Below are 18,574 nucleotides of genomic sequence, written 5' to 3' on the forward strand. Positions count from 1 at the left end.
AAGGAGCGTCCGTCCATTCAAGCCGTCTTCTTGGTCTTCTGCGCGCGAATGCTTTCTGCAGCACGCTCGAGGCGAGAAAGCCCTTCGCGAGCCTCCTCCGCCGTGACGACGAGTGGCGGAAGCAGGCGGATAACGTTGTCGCCCGCCGGAACCCCAAGCAGACGAGCGGCGCGAATAGCCTGCAGCAGTTCGGATGATGGAACCGCTGCCTTGACCCCAAGCAACAGGCCCTCGCCGCGCACATCCTCAATCACGTCCGGATAGCGATCCTTGAGCGAGGCAAGGCCCTGGCGGAAGACGAGCGCCACCTCACGCACGTGCTCAAGGAAGCCCTCGGCAAGAATGACGTCGAGCACTGCGCTGCCGACCGCCATCGCAAGCGGATTGCCGCCGTAGGTGGAGCCGTGGGTGCCGACCTTCATGCCGGAGGCTGCCTCCGCCGTCGCAAGGCAGGCGCCAAGCGGGAAGCCGCCGCCGATACCCTTTGCGACCGCCATGATGTCCGGTGTGACGCCGGACCATTCGTAGGCAAACAGCTTGCCCGTACGGCCGACACCGGTCTGAACCTCGTCCAGGATCAGCAGCAGGCCCTTCTCGTCGCAAATCTGGCGCAGCGCCCTCATGAACTCGTTGGTCGCCGGGCGGATGCCGCCTTCGCCCTGTACCGGCTCGATGAGGATGCCGGCGGTCGCGTCCGTGATGGCGGCTCGGACTGCCTCGATATCGCCAAAGGGAACCTGGTCGAAGCCCGGCGACTTCGGGCCAAAACCCTCCAGATACTTCTCCTGGCCGCCAGCAGCGATCGTCGCCAGCGTGCGGCCATGGAAGGCACCTTCAAAGGTAATGATATGGAAGCGCTCGGGATGGCCCTTGGAATACTGATATCGGCGCGCCGTTTTGATCGCGCATTCGAGCGCCTCTGCCCCTGAATTGGTGAAGAACACCTTATCGGCGAAAGTGACGTCCGTCAGCCGCTTTGCAAGCGCTTCCTGCCCGGGAATTTCATAGATGTTCGATAGGTGCCAGACCTTGTCGGCCTGCGCCTTCAAAGCCTGGACGACGTGCGGATTGCTGTGGCCGACCGACGTCACGGCAACGCCTGCCCCAAAGTCCAGATAACGTTCGCCGCTTTCGGTTATCAGCCAGACGCCCTCACCTCGCTCGAACCGCAGAGGGGCACGAGAATAGGTGTCATATAGCGGCGCGGCTTCAGCCATGGCGCGGTCTCCTGTCGAGGTTGGGGCAACCGGACTCCGGCTAAAAACCGGGTCCAAAAAATTAAAAATGCCGCCTTTCGGCGGCGAGTGACACTATTTACTTTTCGCACTGCAATGTCAACAAACTGCGAGTTTACCGCGTGCTGCAACATAAAGCCAAAGGAACTTATTTTATTAACAGCTAATGTTGCAGAAATGACTCGCACGGCCAGCAAGTTGGGGAAAACTTGAAATTCGATTCATCCGGATTCCCGCGACTCTTGTCACGGAGTCAGCCTCACACTAGGTTAAAACTCAATTACTAGACTGCATGCGGCGGAACTAGTCACCAAAATTAGTCAAGCGTTTCCTGCTTCGGACACATCCGAGGCAATGGTGAGGGATTCTGCCTTCACAACGCTAATCGGAGACAGGGCATGAACTGGACAGACGAGCGTGTCGAAAAACTCAAGAAGCTTTGGTCCGAAGGGCTGAGCGCGAGCCAGATCGCCGCACAGCTCGGCGGCGTGAGCAGAAACGCAGTCATCGGCAAGGTCCACAGGCTTAGCCTTCCCGGCCGCGCCAAAGCCGGCGGCACTGCGACGACGGTGCGCGCGCCGAAGCGCAATACCTCGGCTCCCCGCGCGCCGAACTATGCCTCGCGGATTGCAACCCGCACGGTCACGCGCCAGTTGGGCGCGACGATGCTCAAGGAAGAGATCGAAGTCGACCTGATGGCGGAAATGGAATATCGTCCGGCCGCGAACGTGGTCGTACCGATTTCCCGCCGTCTTGGCCTGACCGAGCTTACTGAACGCACCTGCAAGTGGCCGGTCGGCGATCCGCTGAAGGATGATTTCCATTTCTGCGGCTGCGAAAGCAACGACTCTTCTCCCTATTGCAGCTACCATCAACGCCTGGCTTATCAGCCGGTCAACGAGCGCCGCCGGGCAGCCGCCCGCGCAAACTAAGCCGGATAAGAGACAAAAAATAACGGGCCTCGCGGCCCGTTTTTTATTTCCTCATGGGAGCGGCAATCAGGCTTCCATCGAATATCCAGCGCCGCGGACCGTGCGGATGACATCCTGCATGTTGGAGAAGTTCAGCGCCTTGCGCAGGCGACCGACATGGACATCGACCGTGCGCTCGTCGACGTAGATGTCGTGGCCCCAGACGCCGTCCAGAAGCTGGGAGCGCGAGAAAACGCGGCCGGGCGACGACATCAGGAACTCCAACAGGCGGAATTCGGTCGGGCCGAGCCGGACTTCGCGGCTCTTGCGATGAACACGATGGGTCTCGCGGTCGAGCTCTATGTCACCGCATTTCAGGACCGTGGAGAGGACCTCGGGCTTGGCGCGGCGCAGCATCGCCTTGACGCGGGCAACGAGTTCAGGTGTCGAGAACGGCTTGACGACATAGTCGTCAGCTCCGGTCGAAAGACCGCGCACGCGCTCGCTCTCCTCGCCGCGGGCTGTCAGCATGATGATCGGCAGACGCTCGGTCTCCGGCCGCATCCGAAGGCGGCGGCAGAGCTCTATGCCGGACACGCCCGGCAGCATCCAATCCAGGATCAGAATGTCCGGCGTCCGTTCCTGAAGGCGTATCTCGGCCTCGTCACCACGCAGGATGGTATCAACTTCAAAACCTTCGGCTTCAAGATTATAGCGAAGGAGCACGCTGAGTGCCTCTTCGTCTTCAACGACTGCAACTCTCGGGATCATTCGATTACTGTCTCCTGGGGGCCGGATTCGGAGGTTATTCCGTTACCGCGCCGACGGTGTTGGCGGTATCGTCCTTCGGACGCTCGCCTTCCGGCTGGGCACCGGTCGCCATGTAATAAATGGTTTCGGCAATATTGGTGGCGTGGTCACCGATGCGTTCGATATTCTTCGCGCAGAAGAGAAGATGCGTGCAACTGGTGATGTTGCGCGGATCCTCCATCATGTATGTCAAAAGCTCGCGAAACAGCGAAGTGTACATCGCATCGATTTCTTCATCGCGCTCGCGGATCGACTTGGCCTTGTCGGCCGCTCGGCTCGTGTAGACGTCGAGCACTTCCTTGAGCTGGACGAGCGCCAGTTCGGAAAGGTGCTCCAGGCCGCGCGCGAGCTTTCGCGGAACGCCGGCGCTCTGAACGGCGATGACACGCTTGGCAGTGTTCTTGCCGAGATCGCCGACGCGCTCGAGATCAGCCGCGATGCGAATCGAGCCCATGATTTCGCGAAGGTCGGAAGCCATCGGCTGCCGGCGTGCAATCGTGACCACCGCCTTTTCGCCGATCTCGCGCTCGGCATGGTCGAGGATCACGTCGTCCGAGATGACCTTCTGCGCCAAGGCGGTATCGCTATTCACCAGCGCTCGGACAGCGTCCGATACCATCTGTTCGGCAAGTCCGCCCATCTCCGAGATGCGGCGGGACAGGAATTTGAGATCGTCGTCGTACGCAGAAAAAATATGTGTCGATGCCATGGGGAACGTCCTTGATTGTCTCTACATTTCTGACGCCAAAGATCAGCCGAAGCGGCCCATGATGTAGTCCTGGGTGCGCTGATCGTCCGGATTGGTGAACATCTTGTCGGTATCATTCTCCTCGACGAGATTGCCGAGGTGAAACATAGCGGTTCGCTGCGAAACACGGGCAGCCTGCTGCATGGAGTGCGTCACGATGACGATCGTGAAATTCTCGCGCAGCTCATGGATCAGCTCTTCGACCTTCGCGGTGGCGATCGGATCGAGCGCCGAGCACGGCTCGTCCATCAGAATGACTTCGGGGCTGACGGCAACGGCGCGGGCAATGCAGAGGCGCTGCTGCTGGCCGCCGGACAGCCCGGTGCCGGTTTCGTGCAGGCGATCCTTGACTTCGTTCCAAAGGCCGGCGCGCTGCAGGCTGTGTTCAACGATCTGGTCCAGATCGGCCTTCGACTTCGCAAGACCATGGATGCGCGGACCGTAGGCGACGTTCTCATAGATCGACTTCGGGAAAGGGTTCGGCTTCTGGAAGACCATGCCGACGCGAGCACGAAGTTCGACGACGTCGATATCCGGATCGTAGATATCGTCGCCGTCGAGAGTGATTTTGCCGGTAACGCGGCAGTTGTCGATCGTATCATTCATACGGTTGAGACTGCGCAAGAAGGTGGACTTCCCGCAGCCGGACGGGCCGATGAGTGCGGTAACGGTGTTTTCGCGGATGTTCAGCTTCACGTCGAAAAGCGCACGCTTGTCGCCATAGTAAACCGAGACGTCCTGGCCGATCATCTTGTACGGGATCGTATTCATTCGTTTGTCCAGAGCCTTCTCAACTGCTGCTTCGGTTAACATGTTCATGAATATGTACTCCGTTTACCAGCGACGCTCAAAGCGACGGCGCAAGAGAATGGCTCCAAAGTTCATGACAATCAGGAACAGGAGCAAGACGATGATGGCACCAGAGGTGCGTTCGACGAAGGCGCGTTCTGCTTCGTTGGCCCACATATAGACCTGCACCGGCAGCGCCGTGGACGGATCGAGCGGGGTGGCCGGCGCACTTGCAACGAAGGCGACCATGCCGATCAGGAGAAGCGGCGCCGTTTCGCCAAGCGCGTGCGCCAGGCCGATGATCGTGCCGGTCAGGATGCCGGGCATCGCCAGCGGCAGGACGTGGTGGAACACCATCTGCATCTTCGAGGCGCCGAGGCCAAGAGCAGCCGCGCGGATCGACGGCGGCACGGCGCGCAGCGCGGCACGGGTGGCGATGATGATCGTCGGCAAGGTCATCAGCGACAGCACCAGGCCGCCAACCAGCGAAGCCGAACGCGGCAGGCCGGCGAAATTGATGAAGACGGAGAGGCCGAGCAGCCCATAAACGATCGACGGCACGGCCGCGAGGTTATTGATGTTCACCTCGATCAGATCCGTCACCTTGTTCTTGGTGGCGAATTCCTCAAGGTAGATCGAGGCGGCAACGCCGATCGGCAGCGAAAGAACCAGAACGATCAACATCAGGTAGAGCGAGCCGACCAGAGCCACGCCGAGGCCGGCAGCTTCCGGGCGGCTGGAATTGCCGTTGGTGAAAAGGCCGGTATTGAACTTCTTGAAAAGCGCACCGCTTGCCTTCAGTTCGTTCATCCAGCCGACTTGCTTGTCGTTCACCTTGCGGTTTTTCTCATCAACAGAGAGATCGATCTGCCCCTTGTTGGCGCTATCGACATTGGCATCAGCCAGAACCGTGACGTTGACGGTCTTGCCAATGAGCGACGGATCGGCGACGACCGTGTCGCGCAGTTGGATCGGCGCGCCCTTGGAAAGCATGGCCGTCGCGTCACGGACGTCCGGACGGCTGGAAGGGTTGAGCTTCAGCTGCTTGACAATCGCATCGCGCAGCAGCGCCCCGTAGTTTGCCGCGATCAGCACTGACGGATCGGTAGCGCGCTTGTTGCTCGGATCGATGGTCTTCTCGGTAAATTCGACCGGCAGCGTGATCGCCGTCTGCTGGAAGGCCGTGTAGCCGTTGCGAACAACCGTCGACAGCAGGATCGCCAGGAAAATCAGACCGAAGGAGATCGCGGCAATACCATAGGCCCTAAAACGGCGCTCCGCGGCATAGCGGCGCTTGATGCCTATATCGCGGCGCTCGGGTGCTTTCGAAATTGTGCCCGCAGCAGGGGAAAGAACATTCGTCATTCGTACTGCTCCCGGTATTTGCGCACGATGTAGAGGGCGTAGATGTTCAGGCAAAGCGTGATGAAGAAGAGCGTGATGCCAAGCGCGAAGGCGACCAGCGTTTGCGGCGAGGTGAATTCAAGATCGCCCGTCAACTGATTAACGATCTTGACGGTGACCGTGGTCATCGGCTCGAAGGGATTGATCTGCATGCGCGCGGCGACACCTGCCGCCAGCACGACGATCATGGTCTCGCCGATGGCCCGCGAGGCCGTCATCAGCAGTGCGCCAACAATCCCCGGAAGGGCTGCCGGAAGCACGACCTTCTTGATCGTTTCGGAGTGTGTGGCGCCAAGTCCGAGCGAGCCATCACGCAGCGCACGCGGTACGGCGGTGATGATGTCATCCGAAAGCGAGGAAACGTAGGGGATCAGCATGATACCCATGACGATGCCGGCGGTCAGAACGCTTTGCGCCTGAATGAAATTGGCATAGTCGCCGGTCAAAAGCCCGTTCACCTGCGAGGACAAGTCGCGCAGGAAGGGGCCGACAGTCACAAGCGCAAAGAAGCCATAGACAATCGTGGGAATGCCGGCGAGGACCTCAAGAAGAGGCTTGGCGAGCGAACGCACCTTCGACGACGCGTACTCAGCCATATAGATGGCCGCGAAAAGACCGACCGGAACCGCCACAAGCATGGCGACGAAGCCGATGTAAAGCGTGCCGAGCAGCAGCGGGATGAGACCGAACTGGCCGAAAGAAGAGCTGCCCGCACCGGCAAAACGCGGATCCCAGACCGTACCGAAGAAGAAATCGGCCGCCGGCACCACAGCGAAGAAGCGGATCGCCTCCGACAGCATCGAAAGAACAATGCCGATCGTGGTCAGGATTGCGATGGACGACGCAACGAGCAGTCCCCAGAGCATGACACGCTCAACACGGTTACGAGCCCGGAAGCGCAATGCGATCCCACGAAGCGCATAGAAAGCGCCACCAATGCCAAGCAAAAAGATGGCCCCAGTCATGATCATGCGGCTGTCCGCAGACTGAGCGTTCAACAATTTCGCCGCATCGATCATGAAGGGCTGCGGCTCGCCGGCAAGCGGAACACCCTTCTCGCTGAGCTTTGCCTGAACAGCTGCGGGCTCGGAACCGAGTGCGCTGATTTCATCCGGCGTCAGCAAGTTCATGCCTCGGGCGATGGTCGCGACCATGCTGAAGCTCAGGTCCTGCTCGGCAGCCGTCTTGGCCTTCACATCATCAGGGAACGCATCGCGGACACGCGACTCGATGATGCCGGGGCTAACGGCAAGCCACATGCAGAGAAGAAGAAGAGCGGGGAGCGTCGCGTAGATGGCTGCATAAGCACCGTAATAGCCCGGCCGCGAATGCAATGCGGACAGCTTGCCGCCGGCAAGCCCCATGGCGCGGCTGCGTGCGGCCATGTAGGCCAGCGCGCCAAGCACCACGAGACACAAGAGTATAATGGATGTGCTCATTCGTTAGTCCCCAGGCCCACAGCCCCTAAGCGCGGACAGGAAAGTCCCGCGCGGCTCCCATCATGGAGAAACTTTAAAACTTTGCCACCAACTGGACAAAGATCACTAGCATTCAAAGAAAAATGCCGGCGCGAGCCCCCAGGCATCGCGCCGGCACCGTTATTACATGGTCTTTTCAGCTTCGACGTTCTTGCGGATTTCGTCGCGCTCGGCATCCGGCGCTGCGACAAGACCGTATTCGACGAGCGGGCTGTCGGGGCCGATCATCTGCTCAGAAACGAAGAAGTTGACGTATTCCTTCAGGCCCGGAACGGCGCCGAGATGTGCCTTCTTGACGTAGAAGAACAGCGGGCGGGAAACCGGATAGGTGCCGTTGGAAATGGTTTCCGTCGACGGAACGATGCCGCTCATGGTCGCGACCTTGAGCTTGTCGGCATTGTTTTCGTAGAAGGAGAGGCCGAATACGCCAACGCCCGTCTTGTTGGCAGCGATGCGTGCCAGCGTTTCCGGATAGTCGCCGTCGATGTCAACAGCAGCGCCGTCCTTGCGAACTGCGACGCAAGCCTTTGCCTGAGCAGCCTTGTCGGTGATTTCCTTGGCGATGACGTCCTGAGCGCCTGCAGCCTTGCAGCCGGCAGCGAGAACGTTCAGTTCGAAGACTTCGCGGGTGCCGTGCTTTTCGCCCGGGATATAGGCAGCGATATCAACAGCCGGAAGCTTCGGGTTGACTTCGGACCACTTCTTGTAAGGGTTGGCAACGAGCTTGCCGTCAACGACGACCTGCGCTGCGAGAGCCTTGTAGATGTCTTCCGGAACATAAGCGACGTCCGGGTTGGATGAGTCGGTTGCGAAGACGATACCGTCGTAGCCGATCTTGACTTCCTGGATATCGGTTACGCCAGCAGCCTTGCAGGCTTCCATCTCATTCTTGTTGATCGGACGCGAAGCGTTTGCGATGTCGATCGTGTCTTCACCAACGCCCTTGCAGAATTCCTTGAGGCCTGCACCCGTGCCGCCGGATTCAACGACCGGCGTCTTGAAGTTTGTGAAGGCCTCGCCGAAGGACTCGGCAACGATCTTCGCGTAAGGCAGAACGGTGGACGAACCAGCGATCTGAACCTGGTCACGAGCGGCGGCTGCGCCTGCGAAGGCGACGGTGGCAGCGAGCGCTGCGACGGTTAGCTTAAGAGTGTTCATCAAAAATCTCCCGGCATGTAGAACTTGTGTGAGCAGGCCCCCCAGGACCCGCATTGCCTTTCATCGGCAGGCTCTCTTTACTGCCTGATGCACCGCCCTTTTATGTCATTTCGATGAAACATTTATGACAACATAAATTACTGAAACTAAATAATAAATTTCGTCGAAACGTTCACACGACCCGGCTTTGTGTCAGAACCTTACGGTGAAGTCCGTTCCCCTGCCGACCTGGGACTTGACGATCAGCCGTGCCCGGTGCCGCGTGAGGATATGTTTGACGATCGCAAGGCCAAGTCCGGTGCCCTTTTTGGAACGGCTGTCCTCGATACTGACGCGATAGAAGCGCTCCGTGAGGCGCGGCACATGCTCGGCAGGAATGCCCGGTCCCTTATCAGCAACGCTGACTTCGACCGGCTCGCCGGGAGCATTGGTGATCCGCACATCGACCACCTTGCCTTCCTGACCGTACTTGCACGCATTCTCCATCAGATTCTCGAAAACCTGAACCAACTCATCGCGGTCCCCGAGAACCTCTGCTTTGCCTTCCGGCAGGTGCAGATTGATCTCGACTCCGACGTCCCTGGCGAGGGGCAGGAGCGCATCCCTGACATGACCGAGCAGCGGCACAAGATCGATCTTTTCGTCCGGCGCGATATGCGACTTCAGCTCGAGACGGGAAAGCGAGAGGAGATCGTCGACAAGGCGGCTCATGCGCGTCGTCTGATCGAACATGATGCCAAGGAAGCGCTCCTGCGCTTTCGGATCGTTCTTAGCCGGACCCTGGATGGTCTCAATGAAGCCGCGCAGCGACGCAAGCGGGGTTCGAAGTTCGTGGCTGGCGTTGGCCACGAAATCCGACCGCATTCGATCGATGCGCCGCACTTCGGAAATGTCGCGAAAGGAAAGCATGAAAAAACGCTCGCCGTTCCCGGCGGCGCCAAAATCGATCGGCGCGCTTCGAACGATATAGACACGCTCCGACGGTAGACGCTCGGAATGCTCGATCTGGTTGGGGGCATTGGTGGAGATCGTCTCGGCGACCATATCCAAAATGCCGGGCGAGCGCAGGCGCGCAGAAATATGGGCGCCGATCACGACCTCGCCGAAGGCCTTTTCGGCAGCGCGGTTCTGGAAGAGGACGGAGGCATCGCCCGAAAGCAGCATAACCGGAATGTCGAGACCGGCCAGCGTTGAGGAGACTGCTGGCAGCAGGCTCGCCGGAGCGTCAGGCTCGATTTCCGGTATTTCCGCAAGCTTCGCCTGCACCGCCGGCACGCTGTTCACGAGCACGACGAAGATCATAAAGAGGAGCAGCCCCAATACGACCCACTTGTTCATGCCGGCCGCAAGCGCAATCAAGCCAATGAGGATCGCCGCAAGCAGCACCCCTCGCTGCTGCCGGACGCGGGCTGTGAGCCCCTTTCTCCATGGCATTTCGTCTTCCAAGTGTCCCTCGCCCAGGTCGAGTCGTTTTATAGGTTCAAACTCTGCCTGATAGCCGCCATTCATGACAGAAGTATTCGGCCCGAACCACCTGTCGACAGGGTGCAGCCGAAAGTCACAGGAATTTTGCCTCTCGCAGGAAGTTTGATTTTCATCGGAAAGTGTGATCGCCTGCGAAGAGCCAAGGACCGAGGGAGGACATTATGGCCGAGGATGTCGAAAGCCGCGCGGTTGAACTGGACATCAAAGGCAAGAAACGCGTCTTCGATATCGACGACCCGGTCCTGCCGGACTGGATCGACGAAGACACGCTGGAATCCGGAGGGTTCCCTTATAAGAAGAAGCTGGATGAGGAAACTTATCTCGACGAGCTGACAAAGCTGCAGATCGAACTCGTCAAAGTGCAGTTCTGGCTGCAGGCGACCGGCAAACGCGTGATGGCGTTCTTCGAGGGGCGCGATGCAGCCGGCAAAGGTGGCGCTATTGCGGCGTGTTCCGCCCACATGAATCCGCGCCTTGCCCGTGCGGTCGCGCTTGCCAAGCCGAATGACCGGGAAGCTGGGCAATGGTATTTCCAGCGCTATATCGCTCAGTTCCCAACGGCCGGCGAGATCGTGCTCTTCGACCGTTCCTGGTACAATCGTGCCGGCGTCGAGCCGGTCATGGGCTTTTGCACGCCGAAGCAATATGAGGATTTCCTCAAGCAGGCACCACAGCTTGAGAAGGGGATTGCGCAGGAAGGCATCTACTTCTTCAAATTCTATCTGGATATCAGCCGCGAGATGCAGTTGCAGCGCTTCCATGACCGCAGGCATGATCCGCTGAAAGTCTGGAAGCTCTCCTCGATGGATATCGCGGCGCTGACGAAATGGGGGGATTACAGCGAAAAGCGCGACCGCATGCTCAAGGAAACGCATACCGATTTCGCGCCCTGGACAGTCATCCGCGCCAACGACAAACGGCGGGCGCGACTGAACCTCATCCGTCACATGCTGCGGACGATGGACTACGATGGCAAAGACGATAAAGCGGTCGGCGAACTGGACAAGAAGATCATCGGCTGGGGGCCGCATTTCTTGAAATAAGCGCTCATTGCCCCGGCAGGACACGCACGGCGTAGAGATTGATGCCGCGTGCCTTGCCGTCGACATCGCTATTGATCAGGAGCTTTCCAGCGGCATTCGGCGCCATCGATCGGTCGAAGGTAACCTGAAGCAGAGCATCGGACTTTTCGCGCGTGATACTGAAGCGATGGCGGGCGCAATTGCCAAGCGTCTGAAAATCGCATTCGACCGTGATCTGTGTCGGCTCATCGCTCGTCGACTGCAGCGTGATCGCAATCGTCGATGATTTGCCGGCGAGCTGCTGGAGCACGTCAGGCGGAACGGCGATCGCAATATTGCCATCGGCGCCGTTGCTTTCGGAAATCAGTCGAACGGCAGGACCGTCGTTCTCGGCGACGTTTTCCGTGCGCGCCCGAGCTCCGCTTTCGATCTTGGCTGCTTCGGATGGTTTGAATACCTCGATCCACTCCGCGGAGAAGCTGTTCTGCGGATCGATTGCCACAGTTTGATCGGCAGGCGGCCCCGAATTCGCAGCATCTTCGTCTGTGCCGTCGAAGTCCTCGGGCTCGGTGCTGGCGGGCGGATTGGCAACGCCGGTATCCCGTTCGGCGGCCGTCAGGAAGAGGCCGGACGTGTAGGTCCACCAGGCACCCATGCCGATGAAGGCAATCAAGACGCACCAGACGAGCAGCCGCGAGAAAAACTTGCGCGGCTTGCGGCGCTTTGCAGCGCCCTCCGGCCGAAAGTTCATTCTGGCCGCGGCCGGGCTCTCGGCTGCAAAACCTTCGTCCACCTGCGGCGCGGCGCCAAGATGGTCGGAGGTCCCGGCGTGGACATCATCAAGGCTCGACTCGTCGTCGGCGGCCCTTGCTTGCGAATAGGCTCGCGTTTCGCCGCCGACCTGGGGCGCATCATCAGCAAAGCGTTCGCCGTGCGTGGCGGGTAGCGGAATTTCAGCGACCGGAGGAACAGGGACTTCCGGCGGAGCCGTGCGCGGATGCAGGCGCTCGCGCTCTTCCGCCTCGATCATGTGGATCGTCGCCTCAAGCCGATGGCGATGACGGGCAACGGCTTCGCGCTCGGTGATATCCTGCTTTCGAAGGCCAGCCTCCAGTGCCTGACGGGCCGACTGATAAATCCTTGCCCGGACCTCCGGATTGTCGCGATCGGAATTGCTAAGCGCCGTTCTGATAGCCGTTTCTAATCCGCTCACATCCGATCCTTCATGCTGAGATCAGGCATTACCCGAAGTCTTTATAAATACCTAACGAACTTCGGTAGCGGCTACGGCCGAAAACCGCAAGCCTGCCGCTGGCGGCATGCTTCATAGTCAGCGGATAAAGGTGGCGGGAACAAGAATACCCAAATGTCCGCCCTTGATGAAGAGTGCTCAGCCGCGCTTTTCCTCGCGCATCAAGTCTGTTATCAAATTGACGCTTTCGTAAAGATCAAACATATGGTGACGCAGTGGCCGTTCTGCCCAAAATCCTCACGGAAAACTTGAGGCTGCCGGTCCTCGCCTCGCCGCTCTTCATCATTTCTCATCCGGCACTGACGCTGGCGTAATGCAAGGCAGGCGTGGTCGGCGCCTTTCCGGCGCTGAATGCCCGGCCGGAAAGCCAGCTCGACGAATGGCTGGCGATGATCACCGAGGACATTGCCGCATACAACGCCGCCAATCCGGAGAGACCTGCCGCGCCATTCGCCGTCAACCAGATCGTCCATATGTCGAACAAGCGGCTGGAGCACGACCTGGGGCTCTGCGTGAAATATAAGGTGCCGATCGTGATCTCCTCGCTCGGGGCAGTGCCCGAGGTGAATGCCGCCGTGCACTCCTACGGCGGCATCGTCCTTCACGACGTTATCAACAACCGCCATGCCAACTCCGCGATCCGCAAAGGTGCAGATGGACTGATCGCCGTTGCGGCGGGCGCCGGCGGCCATGCGGGCACGCTGTCGCCATTCGCCCTGGTGCAGGAGATCCGTGAGTGGTTCGATGGACCGCTGCTGCTGGCGGGCGCCATCGCCAATGGCGGCGCCATCCTTGCGGCACAGGCGATGGGAGCCGACATGGCCTATATCGGAACGCCATTCATCGCGACCGAGGAGGCGCGCGCCGCCGACGCCTACAAGCGGGCGATCGTCGCGGGTGCTGCAAACGATATCGTCTATTCCAACTATTTCACCGGCGTGCACGGCAACTACCTGAAGCCATCGATCCATGCCGTCGGCCTCGACCCCGACAACCTGCCCGTCGCGGACCCGTCAAAAATGGATTTCGAGCAGGCAGTTGGTGGCGCAAAGGCCTGGAAGGACATTTGGGGCAGCGGCCAGGGCATTAGCGCCGTCAAAGCTGTCGAGCCGGTGTCAAAACTCGTCGACAGGCTGGAACGCGAATACCGGGCCGCCCGGTCGCGCTTGGCTCTCTGAGGCGCAGGCTTCTACGGCAGACGTCTTTTTTACCAAAGGCATGACAGGGCGCTTGAAATCTTCGAACAATGCCTGTATCAGCGCCATGCAAATCGCGGGCCGCACAGTTCGGCCGTCAAGTTGCCGCTTTAGCTCAGTCGGTAGAGCACATCATTCGTAATGATGGGGTCACGTGTTCGAGTCACGTAAGCGGCACCATTTACCTCGGAAAATCGATAAAAATCAGTTAGCTAGCGAAGAAGCACGGAGCCCTTTCCACTCTCTACTCCACCTTAGCAACGTCGGTGGAAAGCTACGACACGGCGACGCACGCTAAGCAAGACCAGCAAACTAGCAGGGCGCTCTGTAGTTGCGCCGAGAAAATTCCTTCCGCGCCTCGCAGCCGGTCGCTATCCGAAAGCCGAATGAAAAGGGCGCTAAGAACCCCACCCCTCCCAAGGACACGGTGCTCTAATCGGGAAAACGGTATTTAAAATGCTCGATCTCGGGGCCGAAAAGCCGTTCGACGCGTTCGCGGTCGCCCGGTTTATAGTAGCTGCAAATATCAGGTCTCGTTGGGTTCGCCTTCGCTCTTGTCAGAAAGCGATCATCAAACGGCAGGCCGAGTCTGTCGCATATCAAGCGTAGATCATCCGAGAGGCGCTCCTGCCGCCCGATGAAATCCACAACGATCTCGTCGTTGTGGGTGTAGAGCGGCCAGGATTCCCAGTTAATACGCTCCCTCTTGGCGGCGCCTTCTTCAATCAAGCGGAGCATTTGCGAGAAGCTCGGTCGCGTTTCCGACTTCCTGTAGTGCCAATTGTAAAGAGAAACGGCACGCTCGAACGGATTCCGCACGAAGCAGAACTTAAAATACTGTTTCCAGGCAGAAGGATCGAAGGCCTCGATTTCGCGTGCGCCTGAGTGATCCGCGAGCTTGCCTGCAAAGCGACGGCTGAGAGCAGCCCCAGCCAATGAATCGATGTTGCCCTTGCGGACGAGCGTTTTCGCGATCCTCAATGGAGAGAGATGGCAGAAGATAGCAATCAATGCTAGCCGATTTGCACTCGCTCCATTATCGAGCGAATCCTTCCAGGACCCGAGTTGCATATCCCATGGCCCGAATTCGCGAGCAAGATAGGCGGAGATCGTACTGCCTGCGGTTTTGGGTACGTGGATGAAAATGAATTTATGGCGACGGGATATAATCATTGCCTAGCCAGCTCCTTAACCGGGAACGTTGAACCCGCGAGTGATCATACGACGACCGCAGCAAGCTGGCACCAATGTCCGCCGTCGTAACGCTCGCCCATGGCACCCGGCGCTTCGCGACCAGACTCTGCGAGAGTAAATAGATAAGGTTCGGCAAATTGCCGCCAAATCATGGCGATGTAGCGCCGCTATGTTGCATGGTCTGGAACCAGCCCGCGAATGGATCGGCACCATTGCATCAGGGGTATTGCCGTCGCCAGACGGAATGTTGAGCGACCCGCTTCTGACGTGCCATAGCGCGTACGTCTGCTCTTCGCGAGCTTCAATGGCGCTAACCGCCTTCCAGCGGCAATGGGCCGATAGTAGTCATGGCACTGCGTCCGCATTGCGCCCCGAAGCGGCCATGCCCGTACCGTCCCCCTCTCAAGGAAGGCGTACAAGCCTTAGGCTGTTACATAGTTCATATTGATCGCCGCCTTGCAGTCCTTCGCCTAATTAGTTCCCGGCCATTCGGCAACATGTGCACCTCACAGGAAACGCGCTTGGGGCTCATTGAAAAAAGGCGTACTTTACGCTACCGGGCGGTATGGCTTCACTTAAACGATACCTCCAGCATCTCCGAACAAAGCGATTGAATATCCGACTTCGAAAGAAGGTGGCGAAGTTCACCGAACCGCTTCATGCTCGCGGTAATACGATGCTGACGACGAACACCTGGCTTGGCAGGAACACGCATTTCAACGGGCTCGTCATCTATGGGAAAGGTAAGGTGACGATTGGCGACAACTTCCATTCAGGCCGAAATTGCGTAATACGCACGGAGACTCATAATTGGCGCGGCAACAAGCTACCTTATGATGAGACGTACATCGTCGAAGACGTCACAATCGAAGATAATGTCTGGCTCGGAGAAGGCGTCACCATACTACCCGGAGTCACAATCGGTGAAGGCGCCATCATCCAAACCGGAAGCGTTGTTGTCAGGGATATTCCTCCGCTTGCAATCGCGGGCGGACATCCATGCATACCCTTCAGTCAACGGCCTTCTGAGCAATACTATGCCTTAAAGGCCACTGCCCGGTTTCTTTAGAAATTGTGGTTGGCCCTATCCGAAGCGTAGTCAGCGGGAACGCGATCGTAGACGCGAGGCAAGCAAGCAGCGAGAATTACGGGAAGTACTTGCGACATTCTCAAATGACCGCCGCACGTGGGCCGCCGAGCGGTTCGAGATGGAAGTGATCCCGTTTCGCGTTGCCGATCCATATCTGTATCACCTTGACTGCTGGGTCTTTCGCCTCACTGAAGAGGCGGTAATGTTGTGCACTTCGGCTGCTGATCGGACGTGTGTTCGCGAGATCGAGCGGCATTGCGAAATCATCGATATTTCGCAAGAGGAAGCTCGCGCGGGGATCGTGAACAACCTGTTGCTTCCGGGAGAAGTTCTGTGTGATTCCAATATTCGCGAACTGGAAAGCGGAAGCCCGAAGTACGCAATGGAAAAGGCCAAGATTGATCGGCTGGAAAAAATCTGCGCCCGTTTCGGCCGTGAATTGACCGTCTTCTGTATGTCTGAATTTTACAAATCTGGCGCTTTATTATCTTGTTTAGTCATGCATCTCAAGCATGCGGCCAAGCAAAACCCATAACGTGCTTCGCATGTCGCGATCCCGAGCGGCTGTTACAAGTACGGATTGAGGCAACCCTATTATTTCAGAAATAAATAATATACTCTGAAAAAGCATCAAGCGACTGCAATTCTAATTCTATTCTCATGTCGTATTGTCCACCAATGGAGGCAAACATGGTGAAGGCGAATTCGAGAAATTTGCTTGATAATGAAGCATTCATGATGGATTTGTTCGTTGCCATCGTCAATGTCATGGACCTTGACCCGGGTATTAAGAAGAGCTGGATCGACGGCTTTCAAAACCACAAGCTGGCCAACAAAGAGTTCGTCAACGAGAGTGACGACGCGAACTTTGCTACGTTGGTAACGGGCGAACGCAAGCTTTTGGCTAAATTGAAAGCACAGATACCTGACAATCCAACGACCGCTTACGAGAAGGCCTGGCTAGCGAATATCACTTCGGATGACGCGATTCTCAAGAAGCTTTAGCCCCAGCCTCAGCATACTATCGCCGAGCTAGGGCAGCCGGACAGTCCGATGCGTCCGATCGGGCTCACGCACTCTGTGGCCTGGACAAGGTCGCGGAGTGCCGTCGCGTAAGCCGCTCGAAGACTAGGTCGCGCCTAACGGTCACCCGCGATCGCGCCTCGCGGGCGGATGCGGCAGCATTCCTTGAACGTCTTGCCTGAACCGCAAGGGCACGGATCGCCGCTGCGGCGCTGCAACCGGCCGACAAGAGGAAGCGTCACTGCGGAAGGCAACAAGGCTGCCAGAAAGGCTACAAGCTTGGCCGAGATGCCCGGCACGACGAGGCGACGTCCGGATTTGAACCCGCGCCAGGCGCTCTCGGCGACACGATCGGCATCCAGCTTGGGCAAGACCTTGAAGAGCGTCGCACGACCGGCGCCGGATTTTTCAAGGAACTCCGTCGACACCGGTCCAGGCGCGACACACGTAACGGTCACCCCCGTGCTGCGCAGTTCCTGATGCAGCGCTTCAGAGAAGGAGCGCACGAAGGCCTTGCTGGCATAGTACAAGGCCATATTCGGCCCAGGAGCAAAACCCGCTATGGAACCGAGATTGACCACTCCGCCTCGTCCGCGCGCCGCCATTCCCGGCAGAAAGCGCAGGGTCAGGTCGGTGAGTGCACGTATGTTGAGATCAACGATGCCAAGCTGGTCACCGGCCGGGATGAGCGTCGCCGCACCGCGCAGACCGTATCCGGCGCTGTTGACGAGTACGTCGCAGATCAACCCGTTTGAGGTCAGGAAGTCCTGTAGGCGCGCCGACGCATCGGTTGAAAGAAGATCCAGCGCGAGAGTGAATGCCTCGCCGCCCACCTGTCGCACATCCGCCGCGGCGGCATCCAGGCCCTCGGGCGAGCGCGCGACGAGCACGACCACAGAACCTTCGCGGGCGGCGACTTTGGCGATTGCCCTGCCGATACCACGCGATGCACCGACCACCACGACAGCCGGCCGGAACCCATCATAAAGGATCATGTGGCTGTCCCTATCGCGGGTCCGGCCATGGTTCCGCTTTGCTGAGCAAGGCCGTCCAGCTCACTGGCGACTTCACCGTTCAAAATCCTTTCGAATCGCTCCAGCGCTCGTGCCACATTGGCGCCATCCATGACTCTGTGGTCGTAGTGGATGCGCACGGTGACCGATCCATCAGGCAGGATGGGCCCGTAGTTGAAAATCGTGGTCAGCGGCGAAAGGGGATTGAGGGATTCCGCCCCCAAGCCCGAATAGACCGACAGCTGGAAAGTGCCGAAACGGCGCCCCCGCTGCCGCCCAATATTGAGCCCAAGCCACATCAGCAGCCACCTCAAAGGCGCCGGCATGCGGGCAAACTTCAACGCCCGTCGAAACTCCTTGATTTCCTGGACCGGGCGTGAACGCGCCGCGTGGATGAGCGCCTCAAGCTCCGTGATGGAGCGCCGCTCCGCGCCCTTGATGGAACTCAGCAAGACGATTCGTTCACCGTCATGCTCGCGCTCGTGGGCAATGGAGGCCACGCTTTCAGGATATTCATAGAGCTGCGGTCTCGGAAATTTGATGTAAGCGCGCCTAAGGTCAGGTATCTCTTGGGAGAGAAGGGCATAGCCCTTCAAGAACAGGACAGTCCAGGACGGCTTGCTTTGTTGCATCATTCGAGCTGCCTGGAGCGGACGGACGTTCATATGCCGCTGCACGGTGACCCGTGGCACGCCGATCGAGAACCTCATCAGATCTCCGACAAGGCGTCGCGCCGCCGAAAGCTTGATGGTTCGGCCTCGCATCA

17 protein-coding genes, 1 tRNA gene and 1 pseudogene are annotated in these 18,574 nt (G+C 58.7%); 7 read left to right on the forward strand and 12 right to left on the reverse strand.

What is annotated here, in order from left to right; all coding sequences use genetic code 11:
* Positions 1 to 17 precede the first annotated feature (17 nt).
* A complete protein-coding gene (locus tag ACPYOI_RS12085) occupies positions 18 to 1,217 on the reverse strand; it encodes an acetylornithine transaminase (RefSeq protein WP_481416538.1) in 1,200 nt (399 codons plus the stop codon).
* 416 nt (positions 1,218 to 1,633) lie between these two features.
* On the opposite strand from ACPYOI_RS12085, the gene ACPYOI_RS12090 reads away from it, so the two are divergent.
* Positions 1,634 to 2,167, forward strand: coding sequence for a GcrA family cell cycle regulator (locus ACPYOI_RS12090; protein WP_481416537.1), 534 nt, complete (start codon positions 1,634 to 1,636; stop codon positions 2,165 to 2,167).
* A 66-nt stretch (positions 2,168 to 2,233) separates the two neighbouring features.
* Here the strand turns inward: ACPYOI_RS12090 and phoB are convergent, their stop codons facing one another.
* The 7 genes from phoB to phoR all read right to left on the reverse strand — a co-directional run bounded on the left by phoB (position 2,234) and on the right by phoR (position 9,967).
* Positions 2,234 to 2,917, reverse strand: a complete 684-nt coding sequence (phoB, locus tag ACPYOI_RS12095; protein WP_022714998.1) for a phosphate regulon transcriptional regulator PhoB — start codon at positions 2,915 to 2,917, stop codon at positions 2,234 to 2,236.
* A 34-nt stretch (positions 2,918 to 2,951) separates the two neighbouring features.
* On the reverse strand, positions 2,952 to 3,665 hold the full coding sequence (gene phoU, locus ACPYOI_RS12100) for a phosphate signaling complex protein PhoU (protein WP_168828219.1): 714 nt from the start codon (positions 3,663 to 3,665) through the stop codon (positions 2,952 to 2,954).
* A 42-nt stretch (positions 3,666 to 3,707) separates the two neighbouring features.
* Positions 3,708 to 4,523, reverse strand: coding sequence for a phosphate ABC transporter ATP-binding protein PstB (gene pstB / locus ACPYOI_RS12105; protein ID WP_481416536.1), 816 nt, complete (start codon positions 4,521 to 4,523; stop codon positions 3,708 to 3,710).
* A gap of 15 nt (positions 4,524 to 4,538) precedes the next feature.
* Entirely contained in the window at positions 4,539 to 5,858 is a 1,320-nt protein-coding gene (gene pstA / locus ACPYOI_RS12110) for a phosphate ABC transporter permease PstA (RefSeq protein ID WP_481416535.1), read from the reverse strand.
* A complete protein-coding gene (gene pstC, locus ACPYOI_RS12115) occupies positions 5,855 to 7,336 on the reverse strand; it encodes a phosphate ABC transporter permease subunit PstC (protein WP_481416534.1) in 1,482 nt (493 codons plus the stop codon). The genes pstA and pstC overlap by 4 nt, the downstream gene beginning before the upstream one ends.
* A 162-nt stretch (positions 7,337 to 7,498) precedes the next feature.
* Positions 7,499 to 8,533 carry a substrate-binding domain-containing protein gene (locus ACPYOI_RS12120; RefSeq protein ID WP_481416533.1) on the reverse strand — a complete coding sequence of 345 codons (1,035 nt, stop codon included), beginning with the start codon at positions 8,531 to 8,533 and terminating at the stop codon, positions 7,499 to 7,501.
* 192 nt (positions 8,534 to 8,725) lie between these two features.
* A complete protein-coding gene (phoR, locus tag ACPYOI_RS12125; protein WP_481416532.1) occupies positions 8,726 to 9,967 on the reverse strand; it encodes a phosphate regulon sensor histidine kinase PhoR in 1,242 nt (413 codons plus the stop codon).
* A 212-nt stretch (positions 9,968 to 10,179) separates the two neighbouring features.
* On the opposite strand from phoR, the gene ppk2 reads away from it, so the two are divergent.
* Positions 10,180 to 11,061, forward strand: coding sequence for a polyphosphate kinase 2 (ppk2, locus tag ACPYOI_RS12130; protein ID WP_481416531.1), 882 nt, complete (start codon positions 10,180 to 10,182; stop codon positions 11,059 to 11,061).
* A 4-nt stretch (positions 11,062 to 11,065) separates the two neighbouring features.
* Here the strand turns inward: ppk2 and ACPYOI_RS12135 are convergent, their stop codons facing one another.
* On the reverse strand, positions 11,066 to 12,253 hold the full coding sequence (locus ACPYOI_RS12135) for a regulator (RefSeq protein WP_481416530.1): 1,188 nt from the start codon (positions 12,251 to 12,253) through the stop codon (positions 11,066 to 11,068).
* A gap of 263 nt (positions 12,254 to 12,516) precedes the next feature.
* On the opposite strand from ACPYOI_RS12135, the pseudogene ACPYOI_RS12140 reads away from it, so the two are divergent.
* A pseudogene (locus tag ACPYOI_RS12140) lies at positions 12,517 to 13,470 on the forward strand (NAD(P)H-dependent flavin oxidoreductase).
* Positions 13,471 to 13,592: 122 nt separating this feature from the next.
* A tRNA-Thr gene (locus ACPYOI_RS12145) sits at positions 13,593 to 13,668 on the forward strand.
* Positions 13,669 to 13,920: 252 nt separating this feature from the next.
* On the opposite strand, the gene ACPYOI_RS12150 is transcribed toward ACPYOI_RS12145, so the two are convergent.
* The gene (locus ACPYOI_RS12150; protein ID WP_481416528.1) at positions 13,921 to 14,661 is read right to left on the reverse strand and encodes a sulfotransferase family 2 domain-containing protein; all 741 of its coding nucleotides are present in this window, start codon (positions 14,659 to 14,661) and stop codon (positions 13,921 to 13,923) included.
* A 655-nt stretch (positions 14,662 to 15,316) separates the two neighbouring features.
* Between ACPYOI_RS12150 and ACPYOI_RS12155 the strand changes: the two genes are divergently transcribed.
* The 3 genes from ACPYOI_RS12155 to ACPYOI_RS12165 all read left to right on the forward strand — a co-directional run bounded on the left by ACPYOI_RS12155 (position 15,317) and on the right by ACPYOI_RS12165 (position 16,777).
* A complete protein-coding gene (locus ACPYOI_RS12155; RefSeq protein WP_481420231.1) occupies positions 15,317 to 15,751 on the forward strand; it encodes an acyltransferase in 435 nt (144 codons plus the stop codon).
* Positions 15,752 to 15,890: 139 nt separating this feature from the next.
* Positions 15,891 to 16,307 (forward strand): hypothetical protein, encoded by a 417-nt coding sequence (locus ACPYOI_RS12160; RefSeq protein ID WP_481422900.1) that lies wholly within the window; start codon positions 15,891 to 15,893, stop codon positions 16,305 to 16,307.
* A 155-nt stretch (positions 16,308 to 16,462) separates the two neighbouring features.
* Complete coding sequence (locus ACPYOI_RS12165) at positions 16,463 to 16,777, forward strand: hypothetical protein (RefSeq protein WP_481415946.1); 315 nt, start codon at positions 16,463 to 16,465, stop codon at positions 16,775 to 16,777.
* Between the two features lie 134 nt (positions 16,778 to 16,911).
* On the opposite strand, the gene ACPYOI_RS12170 is transcribed toward ACPYOI_RS12165, so the two are convergent.
* Both ACPYOI_RS12170 and ACPYOI_RS12175 read right to left on the reverse strand, forming a co-directional pair.
* The gene (locus tag ACPYOI_RS12170) at positions 16,912 to 17,790 is read right to left on the reverse strand and encodes an SDR family NAD(P)-dependent oxidoreductase (RefSeq protein ID WP_481415947.1); all 879 of its coding nucleotides are present in this window, start codon (positions 17,788 to 17,790) and stop codon (positions 16,912 to 16,914) included.
* Positions 17,787 to 18,572 (reverse strand): hypothetical protein, encoded by a 786-nt coding sequence (locus ACPYOI_RS12175; RefSeq protein ID WP_481415948.1) that lies wholly within the window; start codon positions 18,570 to 18,572, stop codon positions 17,787 to 17,789. The genes ACPYOI_RS12170 and ACPYOI_RS12175 overlap by 4 nt, the downstream gene beginning before the upstream one ends.
* Between the last annotated feature and the right edge of the window lie 2 nt (positions 18,573 to 18,574).

Source organism: Rhizobium sp. SVR5-2C (assembly GCF_056755115.1).

Excerpts from the sequence above, each read along its gene's own strand:
- phoB (WP_022714998.1), bottom strand. The coding sequence starts at position 2,917 with ATGATCCCGAGAGTTGCAGTCGTTGAAGACGAAGAGGCACTCAGCGTG.
- ACPYOI_RS12090 (WP_481416537.1), top strand. The coding sequence starts at position 1,634 with ATGAACTGGACAGACGAGCGTGTCGAAAAACTCAAGAAGCTTTGGTCC.
- ppk2 (WP_481416531.1), top strand. The coding sequence starts at position 10,180 with ATGGCCGAGGATGTCGAAAGCCGCGCGGTTGAACTGGACATCAAAGGC.
- pstA (WP_481416535.1), bottom strand. The coding sequence starts at position 5,858 with ATGACGAATGTTCTTTCCCCTGCTGCGGGCACAATTTCGAAAGCACCC.
- pstC (WP_481416534.1), bottom strand. The coding sequence starts at position 7,336 with ATGAGCACATCCATTATACTCTTGTGTCTCGTGGTGCTTGGCGCGCTG.
- ACPYOI_RS12170 (WP_481415947.1), bottom strand. The coding sequence starts at position 17,790 with ATGATCCTTTATGATGGGTTCCGGCCGGCTGTCGTGGTGGTCGGTGCA.
- phoR (WP_481416532.1), bottom strand. The coding sequence starts at position 9,967 with ATGCCATGGAGAAAGGGGCTCACAGCCCGCGTCCGGCAGCAGCGAGGG.
- ACPYOI_RS12120 (WP_481416533.1), bottom strand. The coding sequence starts at position 8,533 with ATGAACACTCTTAAGCTAACCGTCGCAGCGCTCGCTGCCACCGTCGCC.
- ACPYOI_RS12165 (WP_481415946.1), top strand. The coding sequence starts at position 16,463 with ATGGTGAAGGCGAATTCGAGAAATTTGCTTGATAATGAAGCATTCATG.
- ACPYOI_RS12160 (WP_481422900.1), top strand. The coding sequence starts at position 15,891 with ATGGAAGTGATCCCGTTTCGCGTTGCCGATCCATATCTGTATCACCTT.
- ACPYOI_RS12150 (WP_481416528.1), bottom strand. The coding sequence starts at position 14,661 with ATGATTATATCCCGTCGCCATAAATTCATTTTCATCCACGTACCCAAA.
- ACPYOI_RS12175 (WP_481415948.1), bottom strand. The coding sequence starts at position 18,572 with ATGCGAGGCCGAACCATCAAGCTTTCGGCGGCGCGACGCCTTGTCGGA.
- pstB (WP_481416536.1), bottom strand. The coding sequence starts at position 4,523 with ATGAACATGTTAACCGAAGCAGCAGTTGAGAAGGCTCTGGACAAACGA.
- ACPYOI_RS12085 (WP_481416538.1), bottom strand. The coding sequence starts at position 1,217 with ATGGCTGAAGCCGCGCCGCTATATGACACCTATTCTCGTGCCCCTCTG.
- phoU (WP_168828219.1), bottom strand. The coding sequence starts at position 3,665 with ATGGCATCGACACATATTTTTTCTGCGTACGACGACGATCTCAAATTC.